The organism is Pasteuria ramosa (assembly GCF_056496785.1).
In genome coordinates, this window is record NZ_CP143099.1 from 167,391 (window position 1) to 190,690 (window position 23,300).

Consider the following 23,300-nt stretch of genomic DNA (forward strand, 5'->3'; position numbering starts at 1 on the left):
CATAAAAATATAGCAGATTATTGATAATGTAATTTAAAAAAAATAGCCATTGTAATAGCTTTTAATTTATTCAATTCTCAAAATATCTTTATAGCAACTTTTGGACAAGCTATGCTAATACTGCTGTTAATAATACCAATATAAAATTTAATTTAAATATTTATATAAATATGTTAAAATGCCAATAAAAAAATAAACCCTATTTATTTAAAAAATATATAAGGTTTATTCTTAAAAAAACAAATATGACATTTTTTATCGTTCAGCTTCTGCCTTCCATTCTAATTCTTCTCTAATGCGAGACAATATTTTTTTCTCTAACCGTGAAACTTGTACTTGCGATACTCCTAAACGACGCGCTACTTCAAGCTGCGTTTGATCTTTAAAATAACGTAAATAAACGATTATTTGTTCTCGTTTTGTTAAACGATCAATTGTTTCTTTTAGTACCAGTTTATCAAACCAAAAAGCACTGGAACGGTCTGCTATCTGATCCATAATAATAATAGGATCTCCATCGTTATCATATACTGTTTCATATATAGAAGAAGGTGCTCGACTAGCCTCTTGTGCAAAAACAATTTCTTCTTGTTCGACATTGAGAACTTTAGCAATTTCCTGGATACTTGGGATACGATCAAGCTTTTTTGATAACTCATCTCGTGTTTTACGAACACGATGAGCCATCTCTTTTAATGATCGACTAACTTTAACGATACCATCATCACGTAGGAAACGCTGAATTTCCCCTAAGATCATTGGAACAGCATAGGTAGAAAATTTAACTTCATACTCAAGGTTAAATTTATCTACAGCTTTAAGTAGCCCAATACAACCTATCTGAAAAATATCATCCGACTCATATCCTCGATTCAAAAAACGTTGCACTACAGACCACACTAAGCGGATGTTATGACTTACAAGCCGATCACGAGCTTTAGTGTCACCTTTCTGGCTAGATATAATAAGCTCTCGGACTTCTGTATCTGTCAGGTGATCGTAACGTCGGTTACGTACATCCGCATTGATCATTATCCATCCCTCAATTCACAACAGCTACTTTATTACTAGCTTTTAAGCGCTTAACCATATGTATAACAGTACCCTTATTAGTTTCGGAAGAAACGGTTATATTATCCATAAAATGCTCCATAATGGCGAATCCCATACCTGCATGTTCAAAATCCACTTTCGAAGTATACATAGGTTGCCTCGCGCGTTCTACATCGGCAATACCTATACCTGTATCGCTAACAGTAATAGAAATTTCTTCATTATCTATGGCGACAGAAATATGGACCATACCAGGTATTGTATCCTCATAGGCATGAATAATAACATTAGTAACAGCTTCTGAAATAACCGTTTTTATATCTGTTAATTCCTCTAATGTCGGGTCTAACTGAGATACAAAAGCAGCAACCGCAATTCGAGCAAATGATTCATTCGATGAGCAACTTGCGAACTTTATTTCCATAAAATTTTTGATCATGATGCCACCTCACAAGAAGCCACCGCAATTCGCTCACTATCATACAGTGTAGCCAATTTACATAAACCTACCATCTCCATTAATCTTAAAATTGCAGGTTGAACAGAACAAAAAATTAAACGACCCCCATTTTTTGTTATACGCCTATAACGTCCTAACATAACACCTAATCCTGAGCTATCCATAAAGGTCAGTTCTTCCATATTAAAAACAACATCAGATATCTCACCTTTAGCTAAAGCATCGTCTACTACTTCACGTAACTTCTTTCCTGTATGATGATCTAATTCACCACTTAAACGCACAACTAGTACGTGCTGCAAAACACACATTTGAAACTGCAAGCTCATACATAAATCCCCTTTTTTTTACAATATAATAATTATAAAAAACAAATATACAAAAAACTCAGTAAAAACAAAGTTAAGATAACATAAAAATAACTTGCCGTAAGCCTAAGTATAATAGCCGAAGCTAATGTTTTCGAGATATAAATGACCCGTTCCTGCTGTGTACATAATTAAAAACAAGAGGTTTAATCGGCCTCTTGTTTTTAAAGATATTAAAAATAAAATATTATCAAATAGCTTTTTCTGGCAATATGTTAGCAATAGAACCATCATCATTTTCGATAAACAAATCACGAAACCATCTTCTAATACCTTCAAAAGTGCTAGTATCATCTATCGATTGATTTAAAATTAAAGGGAGATACAAGCGATCAATACCATTAACTTTGATCACAAAATCACCTATCTTTGTACCTTTTTTCAAAGGTGCTATCAAAGGATTCATATTTAATTTTGTTTTAATATTAAAATTCACACCTGTCTTCTTAAGCAAAATACCTATATCATAAGGGGCTTTAATCACTAAATCTTCAATAACGCCACCCTTAATCTTTGAACGAGCTATGGTCGTACCGGCTTTGTAAATAATATGACGCTTATAATTTGCAAAAGTATAATCAAACATCGCCGCAATATCCGCATTACGAACCTTCGAACTGGGTTCACCCATAACAACTGCTATAACACGTAAATTATCCCTTTTAGCTGTTGAAGAAATACAAAAACCCGCATTTCCTGTAAAACCAGTCTTTAAACCATCGACCCCTTTATAAAACTTAATCAAACGATTAGTATTAACTAACCAAAAAGGCTTTGTCTGATTTTTACGAAGATAACTTTCAGATAAACTGGTAAACTTAAGAATATCAGGATACATTCTCAAGAAAAATCTACTTAACATCGCAATATCGTAAGCTGAAGAAAAATGTCCATCAGCTGGCAAGCCCGTACAATTCTTGAAAAAGGTATTTTTTAAACCCAAATTTTTTGCACGCTCATTCATCATATCAACAAACTGCGATTCTGTACCCGCTATATACTCAGCAAGAGCAACGGAAGCATCATTAGCAGAAGCTATTGCCGCCGCACGCATTAGCTCTTCCACTGTCATTTTTTCACCCGGGGATAGAAAAATCTGCGATCCACCCATAGAAGAAGCATATGAACTAGCTTGGACATAATCGCTATACTTAATTTTACCTTTAGATATATGTTCCATAACTAAGAATAAAGTCATAAGTTTCGTAATCGAAGCCTGCGGCAAAGCCGCATCTTGATTTTTGGCAAATAAAATTTCGCCACTATCCGCATCAAGTAAAATAGCAGATTTGGCATTTGGCGCCAATTCCAACTGAGCTTTTTCAGTAGGAGATGCGCTTTTAATAGGAGCTATATGAAATAAAAAAGCAAATTTATGATTTTCAACCGCTTTTTCATTTGCATCAACAGTATAAAAATTACTCCCTAAAATAGCAACGCAAATAAATAATTTTAAACCCAAACGCTGCATCAAATTAAAAAGCATTGCAGCTAAAACCCCTTCCCAAAATACTATTTTATAAAATAATCATTCTTATCAAATAAGAAAAAATAACTGCCTCATAATAATTAAATATAGTCTGTACAAAATATCAGTGTAAAATGTCTCGAATTTTAATTAAAATATTTTGATTTTTTATAATCCATAAATCAACCAAAAATGATCCTATTACCTCAGAAAAGGTAAATAAGATCATAATTTGGATTTACAAACTATATAATTTATAAAAAATATAAAATATTTTAATATTTTATAAACAATAAACTTAAATCAAGAAATCACCCTGTGAACTAGTGGTCTCTCTTTGAAAGTTTCTCCATTTTCTAACCAAGAAAAAGCCTCATTTACCATACGCAACGACGTAATGATAGCCGATTCATTATTAGTATACAAAGTCGCTAACTTCGTACCACGGAAAACTTGTTCACCAGGTTTAACATGCAACATAACACCTGCAGCAAGATCGATTGCATCTTCCTTACGCTGCCTACCTGCACCTAAACACAAAGATGCTTGACCTATAACTAAAGCATCTATACCCTTAATAACACCTGTCTGCATCGCATAAAATGTCTCTTGAAAACGAGCTTGTGGTAAAAGAGAAAAATCAGTTAAAACACGTACATCTCCACCTTGTGAAGATATCCATTTACGGCAAAAATCCATCGCTTTACCACTTAAAATTAATTGTTCCAACTTCTCAATACCCAAACGAGGATCTTCAACCAAGCCTCCCAAAGACAACATATATCCACCTAAGATTAAAGACAATTCTTTTAACGGCGTCTTATCACCGCCACCTTGGATAATTGAAAAGACTTCTTGCATACTCAAAGCATTACCAATAGCAGAACCTAAAGGAAAATCCATATTAGTAATTAGAGCAACAACTTTCCGACCAACTCTTTGACCGATTTTAACCATAATTTCTGCTAGTTTAACAGCCTCAGCTTCACTAGAAATAAATGAACCACGACCTACTTTAACATCTAAAACAATCGCCTCGGAGTTAATAACCAACTTCTTACTCATAACAGAACTAGCAATCAAAGGCAAGGATTCAACCGTAGAGGTAACATCTCTAAGTGCATATAACATCTTATCAGCAGGCGCCAATTTATCGGTAGCAGCCATAATACCGATACCTATATCTCTAATCTGTTTCTCAAAATTAGCAAGATCCATCTCAAGCGATATACCCGGAACAGCATACAATTTATCAATAGTACCACCTGTATAACCTAAACCACGCCCTGACAGCTTAGCAACTGTTAAACCTGCTCCAGCAACCAAAGGAATTAAAATAGGCGTTGTCGTATCGCCAATACCACCTGTACTATGTTTATCAACAATAACACTTGGTAGCCCAGAAAAATTAATCTTGTGCCCAGAATCAGCCAATGCATAAGTTAAATTAACAATCTCCGAAATCGTCATACCTTGATAATAAATAGCCATAGCTAAAGCAGACATCTGATAATCAGGAACCAAACCAGAAACATATCCCTTAATCAATTGCTGCATATCTCGATCATTAATCTCTAAACCATCACGCTTATCTCTGATAATACGAACAACATCTAATGAAAAACTCATAATAAAATACCACTTCCAATTCTTAAATAATGTAAATATTAATATATAAATAAAATATATATTAATATATATATAAGAACAAAACTATAATCAACAAATTTAATTAACAGAAAATAATAAAATATAAAAATACATGTAACAGATTTTAAAATAGACAAAACATATCATTAAAATAAAAATATTATAAAAAACAAACACCAGCCAATTATAACAACACCGAAAAAGAAATACCAACATAACCAAAAAATCATTCAACTTAAGACTTGCCCAGAAATATTCATATAGCAGATTAGTAATGATGTAATCCCAACAAAAAAATAGCCATTATTATAGCTTTTATTACATTCGATTAGTTCTTTAAAATCGCTTTATATTAGTTTGAGGTCAAGCAATTATTATAAATAGATCTGTTGCAAAAAACATATATGATATCATTAAATAGAAAAATAAAATCAAAGCAAATAAAAGATAAATATAAATTATATATAAAATTAAAAATTAAATTCAAAATATATAATTATATAAAAATACCATCAATAATTAATCAAAAACCATTTACACAAACTTTTATAAATGATATTATAATCAATAATTACAGAAATCATAAATTTTATTATTTATTATTTGTAGATAGATAAAAAATTTATAGATAAAAAAGTAATAGATAGATACAAACTAAAAATATCTATCTTTAAAAAACTAAAATTTTAATTTTATCAAATAAATTAATTTTATCAACCACTTGGTACTAATAATCTCAATTAATATAGAAAAATTTAATCTATAATATGAAAAAAAGAATATTAACTTCAATCCACCTCATTAATTCTACTTTTATATTTAATTATACAAAAAAATAAAATAATATTTTACTAAATTAAAAAAATATTTCAAATAGCTCGCCAAACATTAATATATGATTAAAATAATTAGATCATTGTTATTTATAACTATAAAAACAAAAACAGACTACTATTAACCTTTTGTCATATATTGTTCAAATAAATTTTATAAACTTTTTAAAATAAGTAATAAGTCATAAGTCATAAGTCATAAGTGATAAGTCATAAGTGATAAGTCATAAGTGATAAGTCATAAGTAATAAGTCATAAGTCATAAGTAATAAGTAATAAGTAATAAGTAATAAGTAATAAGTCATAAGTCATAAGTAATAAGTAATAAGTAATAAGTAATATATATTCGCTTTTTTACAAATTATATGTTTATAGTATTTTTAATTATAGAAAGCAAATCCATCATATAAAGATATAAAAAACTAAATAATTAATTTATTTATAGATTTGTATAATGTTTTATTTATTTAATTTTTAAAATAAATTAAATTGAAGAATTCAAGACGGTGCTAAAATCCCTATTATTTAGCTAAACAAAAAGAAAAGATACTTGTTTTTTAGATGAAAATATTAAGTAAAAATATATTATAAAGTTAATAATTTCATGTTTTATTTCATCGATAAATATAGTATAATCATATTAAAGGCAAATTGATTTATATTATTTTTAAAATAATTTTAAAAATAATATCTGTAACAATCTATATTGTTATTGAAATAGATTTACTGAACAATAAAGATTTAAAATAATTATAAAAAATAAATATATTTTATATTAGATTTAAAGAAAATAAAATTGCACTAAAAAATACTCTAAAATATCCAATAATAAAAACCGAGCTAAAGAACAATTCCAATTAATTAATATGTTCATCAAAACAATAGAAAAAGTTATTAATTATATTTTCTAAAAAAATCTATTATGTAATTATGATGATAAAAAACTCTAATAAATTAAAATATATAATCTTAATTAAAAATAAATATTTTATAAAAATATATCTCTAATTGCAAAATAAATAATCAAACTCATTTTTAAGATATTACGCATATAACTGAACCAAAATAAGATGTAGCTTAAATAAATTATTATTATAATAGAATAAATTATATGGTTTATAAAAAAATAAGCAAAAAATCAACAAGTCATATAAAAAATATTCAAAAAAGTATGTCCATTATCAAATATATATTATAGATATAATTTTTATTCTTCAATCTAAAATTAATAATTACTAAAATATAAATGCTTTGAAAAAATAATATTAAAAAGATATTTATTCATAATAAATAATTATAACTAAATTATTATATATCAAAATATTTTTAATAGATATAAACCGAATAAATTATTCTTGATAAAAAATTAATAAACTTTTATAAAATAAATGTATTTATAATGAGTCGGTAAACCTCCAAAATTTAAAATAATATAAAAACCTTAATATATAAAAATAGGCATGAAATAAATTAAAAACCAATATCATTTCTATATAAAAATATCATCATCAGCATATTAAAGCTTATTTTAAAACCAAAGTATATAATATCCCTTTTATAAATTCTGATAAATAATCTCCAAAAATATAGTTCTTAATTAACATTTAGAATATATTTAATATAAATATCGCGATGATAATATTAACTATAAGACCAAAGAAAAATCTAAAAATAAATTATACCCAAACAAGGAGCTTACCCACTGATGAATAAATCTAAAATCCTGAAAATAATATCTATGACTACCTCTACCATGCTTACAACCGCATTTCTAATGACACCAACTTTAAAATATATTAAAGCTAATGAATTGGGAAGTTATTTGATCACAAACGAAGACTACAATTACACCGACAAACAATGGGAAAAGAAAGAAAAAATACTGCAAGAAAAAGAAGCCGATCGGAAAGCAAAAGAAGAAGCACATTCCAAGGCTAAATCAAAATATTTATCGATACAAGAATCAATAAAATCGAAGAAAAGTTCAGGTTACTCTCCCACTGGCGAGCAAAATCACGAACTTACGTTAGCATTGCACGATCTTAATGAAAAAAGCCGTGACTTGGAAGAGGCTAAAAAAGAAGAAACTAAGGTTCGAGCAGAAGTAGAAGAATCTAAGAAAAAAAGAGATGAAGCATATAAAAAGAGACAGGACTTATTAAACAAACCAAAAGATACAACTACTAATTCAACCACTCCTTATTCAACTACTAATTCGACCACTCCTTATTCAACTACTAATTCAAACGCCCCTATCAATGGAAATCATCATTACAGTACACAAAATGGATCTATTATAGTTAATCATAATTATAAAAATAATGATCAAAACTATATAACATTGGAAACTAAAGATAAAGGTAATATAAAAGTTTATATAAATGATAAATATAATATAAATACTAATGATAATACCAAAATAACTGTAAGTATTGGTGGCACTAAATATACAAAAACAATTAGAGATCTTGAATATATATTAAAAAATAATAATGATATAGAAGTATCTATTAAATTGCCGAATGGTGAAAATGTTAACGTAGTAGTTAAAAATAAATCAGATCTAGATGAAGTAAAACAATTAGTAGTCGCCGCTCCTAATGCTATTATTTCTGAAAATAAACCTATAAGTACTGTAGTAAACAACAACCCAACCAGTTCTGCAAAAAATAATACCCCATCAGAAAGTCCAACGAAAGTTAAAGTAGCGGGAGATACAACTGCTCCTGAACCGAGCGACGGAGGAAAAAATACTATTGGGAAACTGGCAAACACCGCATCTCCCTTAGCAAATAATATCGCAATATCAATATCTGCTGGATTATTAGGTATTTTAGGACTATTAAGACTAAGAAACACAAAAAAAAATAATAACTAAATATAATGACTAAATATAATGACTAAATATAATGACTAAATATAATGACTAAATATAATGACTAAATATAATAACTAAATATAATTACTAAATATAATGACTAAATATAATGACTAAATATAATGACTAAATATAATGACTAAATATAATGACTAAATATAATGACTAAATATAATGACTAAATATTTCATTAAAATATATCCGATCTAATAATATAATAAAATAATTAATCGGAATAAATAATATGTTAACTATGATCAAAATTAATAAGTGTAAATCAGGCAAATATATTTCTAATTAACTTATTTGTCTGTTTTTTATTTATATTCATATAATAAACCAAAATCAAAATTATGTCAAATGAAAATATCTAAATTAATGCAAACTATATATGATATTTTTATTTTAGGATAATAAAATATATCTAAAGATAGCAAAAGTTATTAATTTCAATTAAATTGAAAATAAATATTAATATAATAGATTATTAATGATCTAATTTAAGCACAAAGATAGACATTATCATAGCTTTTTCTACATTCTATTAGGTTCTCTGTTTAAACGGGTTTTTGGGAAATTTCAATATGGATGTTCTACATTTGCAAATTATCCCAACTTTAATCATATCTATTTATAGCTATCAATGGGACTTATACGTAAAAATACTTCGATTAATCCTAAAAACTTTTATTTATTTTAATTTTTAAAAATCCATTTAATGCTTAGGATTTTAAAGAATAATTTATATATTATGAGGTTTAATAATTCTAATATTATCAATAAACTCTCCAATTATATAAAAATTGTCTGTAAATATGAATATAGCCGATTAATAATGGGGTAATTTAAACACCAAAATAGCCATTATCATAGCTTTTTCTGCATTCTATTAGGTTCTTAAACACTATTTAATATGGGTTATTGGACAAGCCCATAATAAATTTTAGTGCATTCGATTAAGTTCTGGAACTCTATTTAGATTAAGTTTTCGGGCAAGCTAATATTACTACTAGCTTTAAATATCTAAAAACAGTGTTTAAAAACAATTTTATTATTTTTTATATATTTTTTTAATTTAATATGAATAAATTCAGTTATCATAAATCCTCTTGCTTTATTATTCATCAAAAACCTTCACTATGTTCAAGTGATAGGTTTTTGATTTTAAAAATATAATTAATAATATCAAAAAACCGTAAAAAAGAATTAAAATTATTTAAAAATAAAATATTTTATGTTTCTTTTTATTTAAATTTATAGTATAATTAATTTAACAACAAGTTAATTAATTATACAAGGTTGATATTCATAAATATAATTAACTATTCTCATATAAATTTATAAATAAAATATGTTGATTTTTTAAAAATATTTCTAATGATAAAATATGATTTAAATATAAAATTTAATTATTGTAAATATTAAGCTTAAATATAAGTTGCATTAATATATAATAATAAACCAAAAAATATCTATAAAAAATTAATATTATTTGTAAATCAAATCCTAGATATGCTAAAAAATATAAAAAGCTTTATAAAAATTAAGGGGGTATTCCAAATATGTTGAAATTAAAAAAACAATTTCTAATAACCATATCTATAACCTCTATCATGTTTACACCATATGCATTTAATACAACGCTAGTTTCTAAAGCATATAACATGATGAACACGAATCCTTTGCCAGAAGATATACCAAATATGAATATGAATCAACCAAAACCAGATATGAACGCAATGAACTGCCAAAAACCAGATACAAAAGCCATGAACTGCCAAAAACCAGATATGAACGCAATGAACCGACAACACCAAAATAAGCATGGCCATAGTACAGGAATAAACCTAAACATACAAAAAATACAAGCAACTTATAAAGAATATTTAAAAGACCAACATCAATGGCATACTTCTCATATCAGTCAAGGATTAAAACTTTCTCATAAAAACCTGAACGCTGTATATGAAAATGAAACCACAAAAAAAATATATATTTATATACACGAAGAACAAAAAATATACACTCAAGTTACCAGTAATGGCCACGATGTTAATCCTGGGTACGAACTATTACCACCCGATAGCAACATATGTCAAGATATAATTCAAAAAATCGAAAAATCTCGGAAATTAATTTTTAATAAACAAGAAAATATCCCTATGACAGATACCCATCCTCCTAATATCCAATCTGTAAAAAACAATTTTCAACATCATACAAATAATCATGTAACAAATAATCATGTAACAAATAATCATACAAATTTCTTTATTCCACACAATATAACACAAAATCAAATACCAATCATAGAAAAAAATAGAAATAAAATAATATCTATAAATGTACCCACCCGTAATTCTCCTCATACACAATATTCCTTCTATTGTCCAGATATGACAAGGGAAGACGTTATACAAAAAGCTATTATGATATCAGATAAATTTTTAAACAATGATTCTAAAATAGAAATAAATATAGAATCTAACTATCTGACAAAAACATGGGAAGAAATTCTTAAAGAAGAAACTAGAGATGTGCATTTAAAAATAGGTGATATGAATATTACCATTACAGGTTCAAGCTTTAAAGAACGCAAAATGTGCTTAGATAGATGGGCTCAAGTATTAATGTTCTTAAGCAAAGAATATCGTCTACCAGATATACCTTCATATACTCCATTGGATATAAAGCAAAGTCCAGATTTAATAAATAAATTATCATATATAAATCCTACTCAAAATAAACCTATAGGTATCCAGGGTGTTAACAACCAATTACCTATTGTAAAAGGAGATGATACATCAAAAAAAGAAAATGATCTACCGCCTAATATGCCACCTCCAGATAAAAGCAAATTACCAATGACAGCAACTCCAATGGGACAAAATATAGTAATGTCTATATTAGCTAGCTTAACAGGTATAGGTGCATTGTTAGGATTTCGAAAAAAAAATCGAAAATAAATAAATGTATATAGTTAGAGGAAATATGAAAAGAAACAAATCATGATAATTAAATATATAAATTATACACTAGATTTAAAAAAGATAATAAAATCTGAAGCAAGGAGCTTCAAATGATGATAAATCTATAATTCTTAAGCTTGAAAAATAGCCGAAGATAATATCTAAAATTGAAGCTCCTGCTTATCTGATAAATGAATTATTATAACTTTATAATTTACTTGTCCAGAAATATTAATATAGCCAATTAGTAATGGTGTAATTTAAAAACAAAAATAGCAATTATCATAGCTTTTTGTGCATTACATTAGGTTCTTAAACACTCTTTAACATGGGTTATTGGACAAGCTCAATATTTAAAATATAAAAATAAAATTATATATATAAAATGATTTATTATAAAATATTCAATGAACTTGTCCAGAAAAACTAATCCAGCCAATTAGTAAAGAAGATTTTTATTTATTGCTATTTTTAAAATTTTACCTAAAAATATTAAAATGCAAAATAATTAATTTTATATATTTATTTTTTCGAATAAGTTTTGCATAATCTTTATATACTTTTTACATAATTTTTACATGATTTTTATATACTTTTTATATGAGTTTTATATGAGTTTTATATTCTTTTTATATTCTTTTTATATAAAAAACTAATATTTTGATTATTAAAATAAAAATATTTATAAAAATACATAAATATTACAAATAGTTTTATTTTTTAAGAAATGAATCAATAAAAAGATATTAGTGGTATACATTGAATATATTTTTATTTTTTATGAAAACAATTAATTATAACTGATAATAAAATCCCTAACAAAATCTTTGTTTATATTTTAAAAATTTTAATGAAATTAAAAAGAAAAATAGCCATTATCATAGCTTTTTGTTAATTAGATTAGGTTCTTATATTGATTTTTGGACAAACTTATCAGAAAAAATATCTATGAATTTAATTCGCAATGATCTTTTTTCATTTATATAACAAGTATATTTGGTCTATATAATATAGTATAATCAAATATAAATGATGCTTAAGGTTATATTGTTTATAACATTATTTGAAATATCGATTTAATTGTTGAAATAAATTATTATATCCTTTATAATTAATTATAATTTTATTTAAAAATTATTTAATGTTTATATTTAACTGCTGATAAATAATTAATCCGTTAATATGCGCCTAAGAGTTCGCGATAATTTTTATTAAATATATTTTAATAAAAATTATGTTGATCTCCCAAATCCTTATAATCAAAAAAAATATAAAAATAAGGATGTGCGATATAATGGCATATCTAAAACGAAATTTAATCATCATTATAAACTTAATGCTACTTATAACTACTATCAGCAGTAACTGTTTGTTATGTAAAACAGCTTATGCGGAACAAGAAAATACAGAACAAACTACTCAAGATAGCAACAATCATAAATCATCTGATAAAGAAAAATCGAATGAAGAAGTAGTACCTGAAAAGAAAGATACGAATAATACACAACAACCTAAAACCACATCCGAAAATAAAAATGTGAATAATAAAGAAGATAATTATAAAGAAAATCAATCTGTAGAAAAAAAATTCAGCGCTCTGAATGAAAAAAATGCTAATAAAACTAAAATAAATATAAAGAATAAATATAAACATAAAAAACAGGAAAATTATAACCTAGAAAAGATGTCTTTTGAAAATAATAAAGAAAAAAATCTTGTAGAACCTATATCAACACAACCTGAGAATATACCTCAACAGACTGAAAAAATTCCTCCAAACAAGCCATCTATCAACTTATATATGCCTAAAGATCGTAAATATAGCTTTAGAGATATAAATAATATGCTAAATAATAACCCCCAAGAATTACTTAAATTGGAAGTTCCTACAGAATCAAATGAAAAAACACCTTTTATCTTTTATTTCCCTAAAAATTTAAAAATAGATGACCTACAGAAAAATGTTCACGAATTTACAATAAAAATTGTTAATGAAATCTTCCCAATGGATGTTGAAGGTAAAAATATATCTAAAAACTTAGAAGACATATTAGATAAAGAAACTCAAGATTGGCCATTTAAAATTGATAATAGAAGAATCATCGTAAAAGGACAAACGCCTAAAGAACGCCGCGAATGTTTTGATCAATGGTCAAAAATCATTATTTTAACCAGCGAAAAATATCATCCTTCTAATATGCCAAAATATGAAGCAATAGATATGGATGAACTCGAAAAAACTCAATCTTCTAATCCAGCTCCAGTTCAAGATCAACATAATTTAAGAAAAAGACACAATGCTAAATTAGCATTAACAGCAACGTCACTAACAGATAATATATTTATTTCTACATTAGGTTTATTCATCGGTTCCATTAGCCTTCTGTATATTAAACAAAGAAAAGCAGTAAAATAAAAAAGAAGAAATTAATAAGAAGTTAAAAAAGAATTAAAAAAGAAATTAAAAAACAAGAGCTTGTCCAAAAGCCTATGTCAGGAGATTTTAATAATCTAATCGAATGAACTAAAAAATATGATAATGGTTATTTTTATGTTTAAATTATATAATTAATAATTTTATATATTAATATTTCCGAGAAAGTACAAATAAGTAAATCGAGCAGGTTAAATAGATAATTCAAGTTTTAAAATGCAAGAAATTTTATTTTTTCATGCTTTAAAATTTAATATAAAACAAGACCAAAGACCAAATTAAATCTTATTTATGGTGCTTTTGTCTTGTTTTAAAAATCAAACTCTATATGCTACAGAAATATTTACGGGATCCACTTCTAAATGTTGACGCGCAACATGAACGATTTGCTCTGCTTGTTGTGAATTTAAAGTTTCGCTTTGAACAATAATACTAACTTGTGGATGTTGGTGTAAAACCAGCGCATCTTTAAAGCCTTGTTCACGAATTTTTTCTTCTAAATTATTTTCTTGTCGATCTAATTTAGCTAAGTATTCAACATCTTTTTGTGCTTTGTCTACTTCTTCGTGCGAAGATTTAGGATCTGAAATAATTTTCATCGCATCTTCAGTTAAACGCTGTCTTAGCGTTGTTCGTTGTAGTTGATATCCTATAAAATAATCACTTCCTTCTTTAGCATTAGCAGCCACTGTCGGTAAAACAGCATTAACCTTAACCTCTGGCAATGCTTCATTGTTAGGAACTTTTTTGTTCATATGATCTACAACTGCTTCCCCTTGCCAAGCATTAGGTTGTATAGGTCCTGTAACAATATAATATGCTGATAATGCAAGCATAATAATTAACATACTGACTAACCAAATTGTTTGCTTACGCATAGGCATTAAATATCGCCTCCATATCTTCTGTATTTGTCTTACATAATTTATTTGAATTTTTTTATTTCATTCATATTTAAGGATCTCTTGGTAAAACAGCTATCCTATGTGCAGGGACTTCTAATGTACGCTGTACAGATTCAATTACAAGAGCTTTTAAAGATAATTTATCCACACCTTTAGCTACAATAAAAACACCTCTTACTTTTGGTTTCATTCTTTTAATAACAACTGGCTGTTCACCATCTTTTGTTTTAATATAAGCTGTCTTTTTATCTCTATGGTGCTGCGTAATTGATCTATTCCCACCTCGTTGATCAACTTCAGTTGTTACTTGTTCAGAATCACGTACATCGACTTGTACAACATCTTCAATTGTGGAATCTAAATTCACAACGATGGAAACATTTTCGATACCAACAACTTTTTCTAAAACATTTCTTAAAGATTGTTCATACTGTTGCTCATAAAAAAGCATCGGATCTGCTTTATAATCAATTTTTTGAACAGGAAAAGGTACAGAAGGAGGATCTTCTATGCCTCGGCTATCATTTTTTTGTATAAAAGTAGAGAATAATAATAAACCAACACCTAAGCAACCAAAAAACAACATGTAAAACAAACGTCGCTGTTGTTTTTTCCCTCCTATATATTCTGTCAATTTTTCTTCTAAACGTTTCCAAAAAGAAGGGATTTTCATTATTTTAAACTCCCTTCAATATCTAAGGTTACATTAACATTAGATATATCAATGTTTAATAACTTAGACGTTGTTTGCTTAATATTCTGAATTAATAATTGTTGTGAATTATCATTATTATCTACCAAAACATCTTCATGGCCAGTCTTCTGTTTGTCACTTTCATAACTATCTATATCTACCTTAACAGGAGAAATCGGATCCACCGGTTGCACCTCCTCTGTTCTATCGTGATCTGGCGTTTTATGATGAAAAAATATGATAGCTGAAGTAGCTATTTTAGCATTTGAATCCCATTTAACATTTGATAATGTCACTTTGATGGGAAAACGAACCTCAAGATGTCTAGAAATCATTTTAGCTAGAACATCTGCTGTTTGTTTATGCACAATATTCTTATGAGATGATTGAAAAGGTATATTTTTTTTTTGATCCTCTACCTCCCATTTTTTAATATCAAATAAACCTAATGGATTATATCCCAAAAAACCTAGCAGCCAGTTTAAAATAGCTAATACAATTGTCAAACCTATAACTAATCTCGCATAGCGTTCTAAATTAGAATTTGGTAAAAGAAAATGTACAAAAGTTGCTATTAAAACTAAAAGAATAATTTGCTGAATGCCTGTACTAAAGCTAGCCATGGTAAATTATCCCCATTCTTTGCTAATATTTATCTCAAAAAAAGTGACATATTACTAGCAGCTAATAAAATGGTGATAGATAAAAAAAACATTAGGCCTACTGTAGCTAAAGCAGCAAATACGTGTAACAATAACTTTCCTACATATGCCAAACTATCAATAATAGGACTGTTACCCATAGGTTGTAACAAAGCAGATGCAGCTGTATAAAGAAGTGAAATAGCCGCAATTTTCAAAGCAGGAAAAACACACAAAAATAAGATTACGGTCACACCAGCTAACCCGATAGCATTCTTTACTAACATAGATGCACCGGCGACAGTATCAACAGCTTCTGCTATGGTCTGACCAACAACTGGAACAAAATTTCCTGTCATATATTTAGCTGTCCTTAAAACAACACCATCTGCCATCGCTACTACACCACCCTGGAGTGTTAGTGTAGCTAAAAAAATCGTTAGCATGGTTCCCAGGGCAAACATACTTATCCGATGTAATAAATTAGCTAATTGGTTAAGTGAATAATAATGGGAAAAAGAACTTAAAACATAAAGAATAGCAGCAAAAAATAATAGTGGCATTACAAAATGTTGTACACCAAAACTAATAGCTTGGATTAATGAAACAATAAGTGGATGAAAAAGGGTAACTGAACCAAAATGGCCTAATGAAGCAAGCAATGTAAATAAGACAGGTAACATTGCTAGCAAAAACTGTGACATCTGCTCCATAGCACTAATAGCTGCCGAAGAAGCCCAACGAAAACTATGAATAACTAACCATAATAGCGACATGATAATAACTGCATCAGCAACTTTACTAACTGTTGGTTTCAAAAAAGAAGCTTGAAGAGCACTTAGAATCATGCTTAAAACAGTGAGCATAACTAAGGTACCCAATAAAGACCAACTATTTGTAATTTCTTGCATAAAAAAATTATAAAAGGCATTTACAAGCGAAGACCAACTCCAAAAATCACCTCCTGGTAACCATGGCTTTAAAGGATCAGATGATAATTGTTCATTAAAATAAGGTTGATATGTCTGGCGTAATTTAGACCAAATATCTGTTAGTGGTCCTGTAGACAAGTTGCTAAGTTGCTCATTTATCCAATTTATTAGTGTTCCCGAATTTCCTTGTTCAGGATGATTTGTTTTTTCATAAGAACTCGTAAATTCATCTTTAAAAACATTATAATCAGATCCTTGGTCTTGATTTGGAAAAAAATTATTAGCTTGCTCTAAATTGAGATTATTACCAAAAGTTATGTTAACATTATAGTTAAATAATGATATAAAGAATATAAATAAATATAAAAAAATATAATTATCTAAGTTATTTTTTTTATTTGCTTTATTTATATTAACTTCCTTATTTTCTTTATATTCGGTATATTTTGTATGATTATCATTGAATATATATTTATAACTATATCTTCTCTCATCAATAAAAGTTATTTTTGCCACGGCAAAACCCTCAAAACCGTTTCGATAATTAAAAGTAAGATGGGAATAGCTAGCCATAAAATTAAAACCTTTCCTGCCAGTTCCACTTTACTAGCTAAGGTTTCTTGGTCAGCATCTCGCGCAATTTGTGCTCCAAACTCAGCTATATATGCAATACCAATGATTTTTAAAATAGGTGTTACTAAATGATAATCAATTTTAGCATGTTGTACCAGATTTTGGAGAGCATTTATCACAATATTTATCTTTTCTGAGAGAAATAAAAAAATCGATATACCAACAAAAACAATTAATAAAAGCGCAAAAATAGGCTTGTGTTCTTTCAACAAAACTGCCAGAAAAGTAGCAATCAGCGAAATACCAACAACTTGCATAATATCCAAATTTTTGGCCCCCACTACTTGTTTGTCGGAAGGGTATATGTAATAATATCGCATTAAATATTAAGTAGAAAAACATTTTTTATTGTTTGGAACAATTCTTGAATTAACATAGCTACCATAAACAACACTACCCCAAAACCAACTAAGGTTACCCAATGCGCAAAATCTTCCTTCCCCATCTGACGTAATATAGTATGAATCATTGCCACAACAATACCTATACCAGCTATTTGAAAAACATTATCTAAATGGTTTGGCATATTAATCCCCTTCCAAAAATTATATTAAAAATAATGATAATAATATACCAAATAAAAAACCCATCATACGATATACACGACCTGTTTTCATAAACAAAGTATTTGCCTTTGCCTCTTCAAAACGCAAATGTTCTTGAGCTAAAGAAAGATGCCTTTGTTGCTCATTAATAGCAGATAATCCTAAATTACTAAAAAGGCGTATGAGTATTGTCTGCTCAACATTATTAAGTGAAATTTGTTCTTTCTTTAAAATTAAAGTCGCTTGAAAGGCTTGTTGGACATTTTCGACTTTGCCCATTAGTAAAAAGTTAGCACAAGATTCTAAAATATAAGCAACTGGTTTACCAATTCTTGATGAAGCAGCTAAAAAAGCATCAGCTAAAGGTCGCCTACCGTATGATATCTCTGTTTGCAAAATGGCCAATGCAGAACACCAAGCCCTTAAACGTCGTGGATATTCTTCTAATCTATGTGATATCTGCCAACCAATATTCGCTGTAGCTAGAATAATCAGTATCATACCAATAATTTTCAACAAGGAGGTCGCCTCCACATAACTTGGCCTTTTTGATCATAAACAGCCTCAATTGTCCCGGGTCCTTCTTTTCTACTTAAAAAAACAATTTTATCAAATAGATTTTCTTTTAAAAGAAAATTTAGAGATGGTCTTTTAAATGCTTCATGATAAGAAGTAGCATGAGCAGTTGCCAAAATATTTACACCTGCAAAAGCCGCTTCTTGCAAAGCATAAGATTCTAACATATTACCTATTTCATCTAAAACCAATATTTCTGGCGACATAGATCTAATGAGCATCATTAAACCAACTAATTTAGGACAACGATCTAAAACATCCGTTCTAGGACCCACATCATATTGAGGCAACCCAGCAAAACAACCGGCTAACTCAGATCTTTCATCCACAATACAAACTTTATGTGCACGCCAATCATATCCTCCATAGCTCAATAAACGCACAAGATCACGTAAGATCGTTGTCTTACCTGCTTGAGGAGCAGAAATTAAAAGAGTATTGTGAATTTTGCCATTAGAAAGTAAAAAATGCGTCAATAAAAATTTCGCACAATCTGGACAAGATCTAGCAATCCTAATATTGAAACCGGTTATTTCCTGCAAACGATAGTCACTCTCCTGCGTCATAACCATACGTCCCACTAAACCTACACGATGACCACCTAACAAGGTTAAAAAACCATTTCTCAACTCATCCTCAAAAGCATAAATAGAATATTTACTTAAACGACTTAACAAAACATGCGCATCGCTTTCAGTCGGAAAAATAGCATCCTGTATCTCTTGTACCAAAAAACCATTTGGCGTCACAAAATAAAAACGATGCGACGTCACAATTTCTAAAGGCCTAGCTACACGAATACGAATTTCCTCCAAAGTTTCATCCATGACAACCTTTTCTAAAGGAACTTTTAAGGAATTAGGTAATACAGCAGCAACTGTATCTGGTAGCATAGCTTCACCATCCAATTGGTATACACTCTAATATCTACGAAACTAAGGTCCACAACATGTCCAAATTAGAAAAAGAAAAAACAAAAAAAGAAAAAACAAAAAAAGAAAAAACAAAAAAAGAAAAATCTTACTATCATCTCCAAGACCTAATAATTCTTTTTTATTAGAATTTCATAAAATGATAATAAATAAGCTTGGTCATTAAATATTGTGTATGAGATTAATTCAAATCATGAGCTTGTCCAATAAAGAGTGTTTAAGAACCTAATTTAATGCCCTAAAAGCGATGATAATGGCTATTTTTGTGTTTAAATTAAACCATTACTAATCGGCTATATTAATATTTATGGACAAGTCAACTGATTGCTTATGTTATTTAAATACAAAAATCGTTACCATAATTATTGAAAAACAAGTAAAGTATCAAAAATTAAAAAAGATGGTTTATTCATTTAATTTTATTTTTTTATGTTCTCTGTACTTGCAAAAAAATAGGTAAATTCATTCTATGGGATTATCCAAAAACAATAAAGAGCGTTTCAGAACCTAATTTAATGCCCTAAAAGCAATGATAATAACTATTTTTTGTTTAAATTAAATCTATAATATTATATATTTATCAGAATTTGATAATTATATTTTGTATATCCTATATTTAATTATATATTTTTAAGTTTATATATATTTATTTAATCCTATCTTTCGATTTTTAATATATATAAATCGCAATTTAAATTTAAAAATTCAATGAATGAATAAAAAAATTTTATGAAAACTAATTTTTAAGCATAAATTTAAAAACATTCATAGAATATACGATTTCTATATTAAGAAGATTAAAAAGATTAACATAAATAAAACCTAAATTAACCTCAATGTTTATATGTATCTAGAGATAGAGATATATTTATATAAGGTATTATTTTTTAATTTTATTTTTTTTGTAAAATTTTAAAAATAAAAATAAAGAGAAATAATGTTTCGTAATGGGCTATATTAGATGACCAAGAACGTTTAATACTTAAATATATGATTTGGAAATAAAGGTATATTTAGGTAAATTAAATTGAAAAATCATCTTATATTTTTTAGGACAATTTGTGTGTTTTTCCTACTAAGATTTCTATAGTGTTTCAGTTTTGTAAAAAGTCTAAATTAAATACATAAAAGAATCTTGGGAAAATAAGGCAAAATAAAAGTAAAAGAAATTTGTCTTTTTTATGCTATAAAAAGAACACCGTTGGAATTTAAGTGCAAAAATGATCATTACTATTGATATTAGGAAAATTCATTATATTAAAATCATTTTTTATAAAAAATCCTATTGTCATGAAAATAACCTTCTTAATTTAGTATGTAAGTAAAAAATAAATGAAGAGCAATTTCGGCCAATACAGCACCTTATTTGACTGAAATAAGCTTAATTTAACAAAAAAAGTTGTTTTAATATTGACAATCGAGAACGATTCTCACTATAATGAGAACAGCGGCAAGGTTTTCCCAATATTATCAAGTGATGGATACAAGTAAAAATTAAAAGTTAAAAAATAAATATATGTTTAAGAGGAGTTTTCTTCATGAAAAGTTTTTTGATCTCGATAAAAGCAAAACTCCTTAACCCCATTGTGTATATAAGTTTAATATTTTCGCTTTTTTTGTTTGCTGGTTTAGGTTTATGGTTATTTAATTTAGATAAATCATCTTCTGAAACCACTGCTTCTTTAAATAATGATAATAAATTATCAATAACAGCAACCACAAATATTCTCAAAGATCTCATCGAAGATATCGGTGGTGAACATGTAAAAGTAGAAAGTTTGATGGGAGCAGGTATTGATCCTCATCTATATAAAGCTAAACCGGATGATCTGAAAAAGATTAAAAATGCTTCTTTCATTGTCTATCACGGTTTAAATTTAGAAGCTAAACTACCAGAAATTTTTGATAAAACAACTAAAAAGGGTAAAACAGTTATAAATATCGGTGAATCTTTACCAAAAGAATCACTTATTATGACAGATGGTGCCTACGATCCTCATGTTTGGCATGATCCTGATTTGCATAAACAAGCAGCCTTAACTGTATATGAAGCGCTAATAAAAAAACTTCCTGAACTCACAGAATATTTTAGTCAAAGAAAAGATGCTTATTTAAAAAATCTAAATGCCTTGAAAGAAGAAATTTCCCAAATAATAGAATCGATACCAAAAACGAAAAGAATTCTCATTACAACTCATGATGCTTTTTCATATTTAGAAAAATATGGCCTTAAAACAGTCAGTTTGAAAAGCATTAACACTGCAAGTGAGTTTGGGATTAGTGATATAAATCGTGTTATCAATATCATCATTGAGAACAAAATACCTTCTGTATTCTGTGAAAAAGGGGTTTCAGATAATGCTGTACAATCAATTGTCCAGGGTGTAACAGCAAAAGGCAAGTATGTTAATTTAACATATCCAACCATCCATGCTGATTCACTCGATGAACCTTCCTCAGAAGCCGGAACGTATGAAGGTATGATGCGTACGAATTTAAACTTAATCGCAAAGGAGCTTAAAAAATGATTAAAAATCTATCGATAAGTAATCTTTTTGAAGAAACTAAAAATCTAAAGGACACATGTCCTTTAGATTTAAGAAATGTTTGTATTAATTATAAAAATAAAATAGTCTTAAATAACATCTCATTAAAAATATCCAAAGGTAGCTTAACAGGTATTTTTGGTCCTAATGGTGCCGGTAAATCAACGTTACTTAAAGCTATCGTTGGTCTAGCAAATACATCCAATGGACAAATAAAAGTATTTGGTCAAAAATACAGCCAAAATCGCAAAAAAATAAGCTATGTACCTCAAAAAGAAAGTGTAAACTGGAACTTCCCAACTAATGTGCTTGACGTCGTACTTATGGGAAGATATGGCCACTGTGGTTGGTTTAAACGTCCTAGCGAAAGAGACAAGCAAATCGCCTATGAATGTTTAGAAAAGGTTCAGATGACCAATTTAGCTAAAAGACCGCTACAACAATTATCAGGCGGGCAACAACAAAGAGTCTTTTTAGCTAGATCATTAGCACAAAATGCTGACCTATATCTGATGGACGAACCTTTTGCTGGTGTAGATGCAACAACAGAAAAAGCAATTATTAATGTTTTAAAAGATCTACGTGATGATAATAAAACAGTCATCATTGTCCATCATAATTTGCAAACAGCCATGGATTATTTTGATCAAATTATCCTCCTAAACGTCAATCTAATTGCTTGTGGAAAATCAGCTGACGTTTTAGATCATCAAAACTTAGAAAAAGCTTATGGTCATTCTTTCGCCAGCATGCCTAAGCAAAAAATAGTCTAAACTCCAGGAG

Annotated in this window: 18 protein-coding genes; 5 read left to right on the top strand and 13 right to left on the bottom strand. The window is 28.1% G+C overall.

Going from position 1 to position 23,300, the window contains the following annotated elements; all coding sequences use genetic code 11:
* Positions 1–255: 255 nt before the first annotated feature.
* From sigF to VS182_RS00860, 5 genes are all read right to left on the bottom strand, one after another.
* Positions 256–1,029 (bottom strand): RNA polymerase sporulation sigma factor SigF, encoded by a 774-nt coding sequence (gene sigF / locus VS182_RS00840; protein ID WP_479485106.1) that lies wholly within the window; start codon positions 1,027–1,029, stop codon positions 256–258.
* Positions 1,030–1,042: 13 nt separating this feature from the next.
* Positions 1,043–1,492, bottom strand: coding sequence for an anti-sigma F factor (gene spoIIAB, locus VS182_RS00845; RefSeq protein WP_479484664.1), 450 nt, complete (start codon positions 1,490–1,492; stop codon positions 1,043–1,045).
* Positions 1,489–1,842 (bottom strand): anti-sigma F factor antagonist, encoded by a 354-nt coding sequence (gene spoIIAA, locus VS182_RS00850; protein WP_479484665.1) that lies wholly within the window; start codon positions 1,840–1,842, stop codon positions 1,489–1,491. Before spoIIAA ends, spoIIAB begins: the two co-directional genes overlap by 4 nt.
* Before the next feature lie 229 nt (positions 1,843–2,071).
* On the bottom strand, positions 2,072–3,367 hold the full coding sequence (locus tag VS182_RS00855; RefSeq protein ID WP_479492620.1) for a serine hydrolase: 1,296 nt from the start codon (positions 3,365–3,367) through the stop codon (positions 2,072–2,074).
* A 285-nt stretch (positions 3,368–3,652) separates the two neighbouring features.
* On the bottom strand, positions 3,653–4,978 hold the full coding sequence (locus VS182_RS00860) for a thymidine phosphorylase (protein ID WP_479484667.1): 1,326 nt from the start codon (positions 4,976–4,978) through the stop codon (positions 3,653–3,655).
* A 2,559-nt stretch (positions 4,979–7,537) separates the two neighbouring features.
* Between VS182_RS00860 and VS182_RS00865 the strand changes: the two genes are divergently transcribed.
* The 3 genes from VS182_RS00865 to VS182_RS00875 all read left to right on the top strand — a co-directional run bounded on the left by VS182_RS00865 (position 7,538) and on the right by VS182_RS00875 (position 14,095).
* Positions 7,538–8,710 (top strand): hypothetical protein, encoded by a 1,173-nt coding sequence (locus VS182_RS00865; protein ID WP_479484668.1) that lies wholly within the window; start codon positions 7,538–7,540, stop codon positions 8,708–8,710.
* Between the two features lie 1,562 nt (positions 8,711–10,272).
* Positions 10,273–11,676 carry a hypothetical protein gene (locus VS182_RS00870; RefSeq protein WP_479492621.1) on the top strand — a complete coding sequence of 468 codons (1,404 nt, stop codon included), beginning with the start codon at positions 10,273–10,275 and terminating at the stop codon, positions 11,674–11,676.
* A gap of 1,297 nt (positions 11,677–12,973) precedes the next feature.
* A complete protein-coding gene (locus tag VS182_RS00875; RefSeq protein ID WP_479484670.1) occupies positions 12,974–14,095 on the top strand; it encodes a hypothetical protein in 1,122 nt (373 codons plus the stop codon).
* A 335-nt stretch (positions 14,096–14,430) separates the two neighbouring features.
* Here VS182_RS00875 and VS182_RS00880 read toward each other — a convergent pair whose 3' ends face one another.
* The 8 genes from VS182_RS00880 to spoIIIAA all read right to left on the bottom strand — a co-directional run bounded on the left by VS182_RS00880 (position 14,431) and on the right by spoIIIAA (position 19,947).
* Entirely contained in the window at positions 14,431–14,997 is a 567-nt protein-coding gene (locus VS182_RS00880) for a SpoIIIAH-like family protein (RefSeq protein ID WP_479484671.1), read from the bottom strand.
* Between the two features lie 70 nt (positions 14,998–15,067).
* A complete protein-coding gene (gene spoIIIAG / locus VS182_RS00885) occupies positions 15,068–15,691 on the bottom strand; it encodes a stage III sporulation protein AG (protein ID WP_479492622.1) in 624 nt (207 codons plus the stop codon).
* Entirely contained in the window at positions 15,691–16,335 is a 645-nt protein-coding gene (locus VS182_RS00890) for a stage III sporulation protein AF (protein ID WP_479492623.1), read from the bottom strand. The genes spoIIIAG and VS182_RS00890 overlap by 1 nt, the downstream gene beginning before the upstream one ends.
* Before the next feature lie 29 nt (positions 16,336–16,364).
* Complete coding sequence (gene spoIIIAE / locus VS182_RS00895; protein ID WP_479484674.1) at positions 16,365–17,801, bottom strand: stage III sporulation protein AE; 1,437 nt, start codon at positions 17,799–17,801, stop codon at positions 16,365–16,367.
* Entirely contained in the window at positions 17,789–18,184 is a 396-nt protein-coding gene (gene spoIIIAD / locus VS182_RS00900; RefSeq protein WP_479484675.1) for a stage III sporulation protein AD, read from the bottom strand. Before spoIIIAD ends, spoIIIAE begins: the two co-directional genes overlap by 13 nt.
* A gap of 53 nt (positions 18,185–18,237) precedes the next feature.
* Entirely contained in the window at positions 18,238–18,444 is a 207-nt protein-coding gene (gene spoIIIAC, locus VS182_RS00905; protein ID WP_479484676.1) for a stage III sporulation protein AC, read from the bottom strand.
* 19 nt (positions 18,445–18,463) lie between these two features.
* Positions 18,464–18,982 (bottom strand): hypothetical protein, encoded by a 519-nt coding sequence (locus VS182_RS00910; RefSeq protein WP_479484677.1) that lies wholly within the window; start codon positions 18,980–18,982, stop codon positions 18,464–18,466.
* Positions 18,976–19,947 carry a stage III sporulation protein AA gene (gene spoIIIAA / locus VS182_RS00915; protein WP_479484678.1) on the bottom strand — a complete coding sequence of 324 codons (972 nt, stop codon included), beginning with the start codon at positions 19,945–19,947 and terminating at the stop codon, positions 18,976–18,978. Before spoIIIAA ends, VS182_RS00910 begins: the two co-directional genes overlap by 7 nt.
* Positions 19,948–21,509: 1,562 nt before the next feature.
* Here spoIIIAA and VS182_RS00920 point away from each other — a divergent pair.
* Positions 21,510–22,499, top strand: coding sequence for a metal ABC transporter solute-binding protein, Zn/Mn family (locus VS182_RS00920; protein WP_479488749.1), 990 nt, complete (start codon positions 21,510–21,512; stop codon positions 22,497–22,499).
* The gene (locus VS182_RS00925; RefSeq protein WP_479484680.1) at positions 22,496–23,290 is read left to right on the top strand and encodes a metal ABC transporter ATP-binding protein; all 795 of its coding nucleotides are present in this window, start codon (positions 22,496–22,498) and stop codon (positions 23,288–23,290) included. Before VS182_RS00920 ends, VS182_RS00925 begins: the two co-directional genes overlap by 4 nt.
* Positions 23,291–23,300 lie beyond the last annotated feature (10 nt).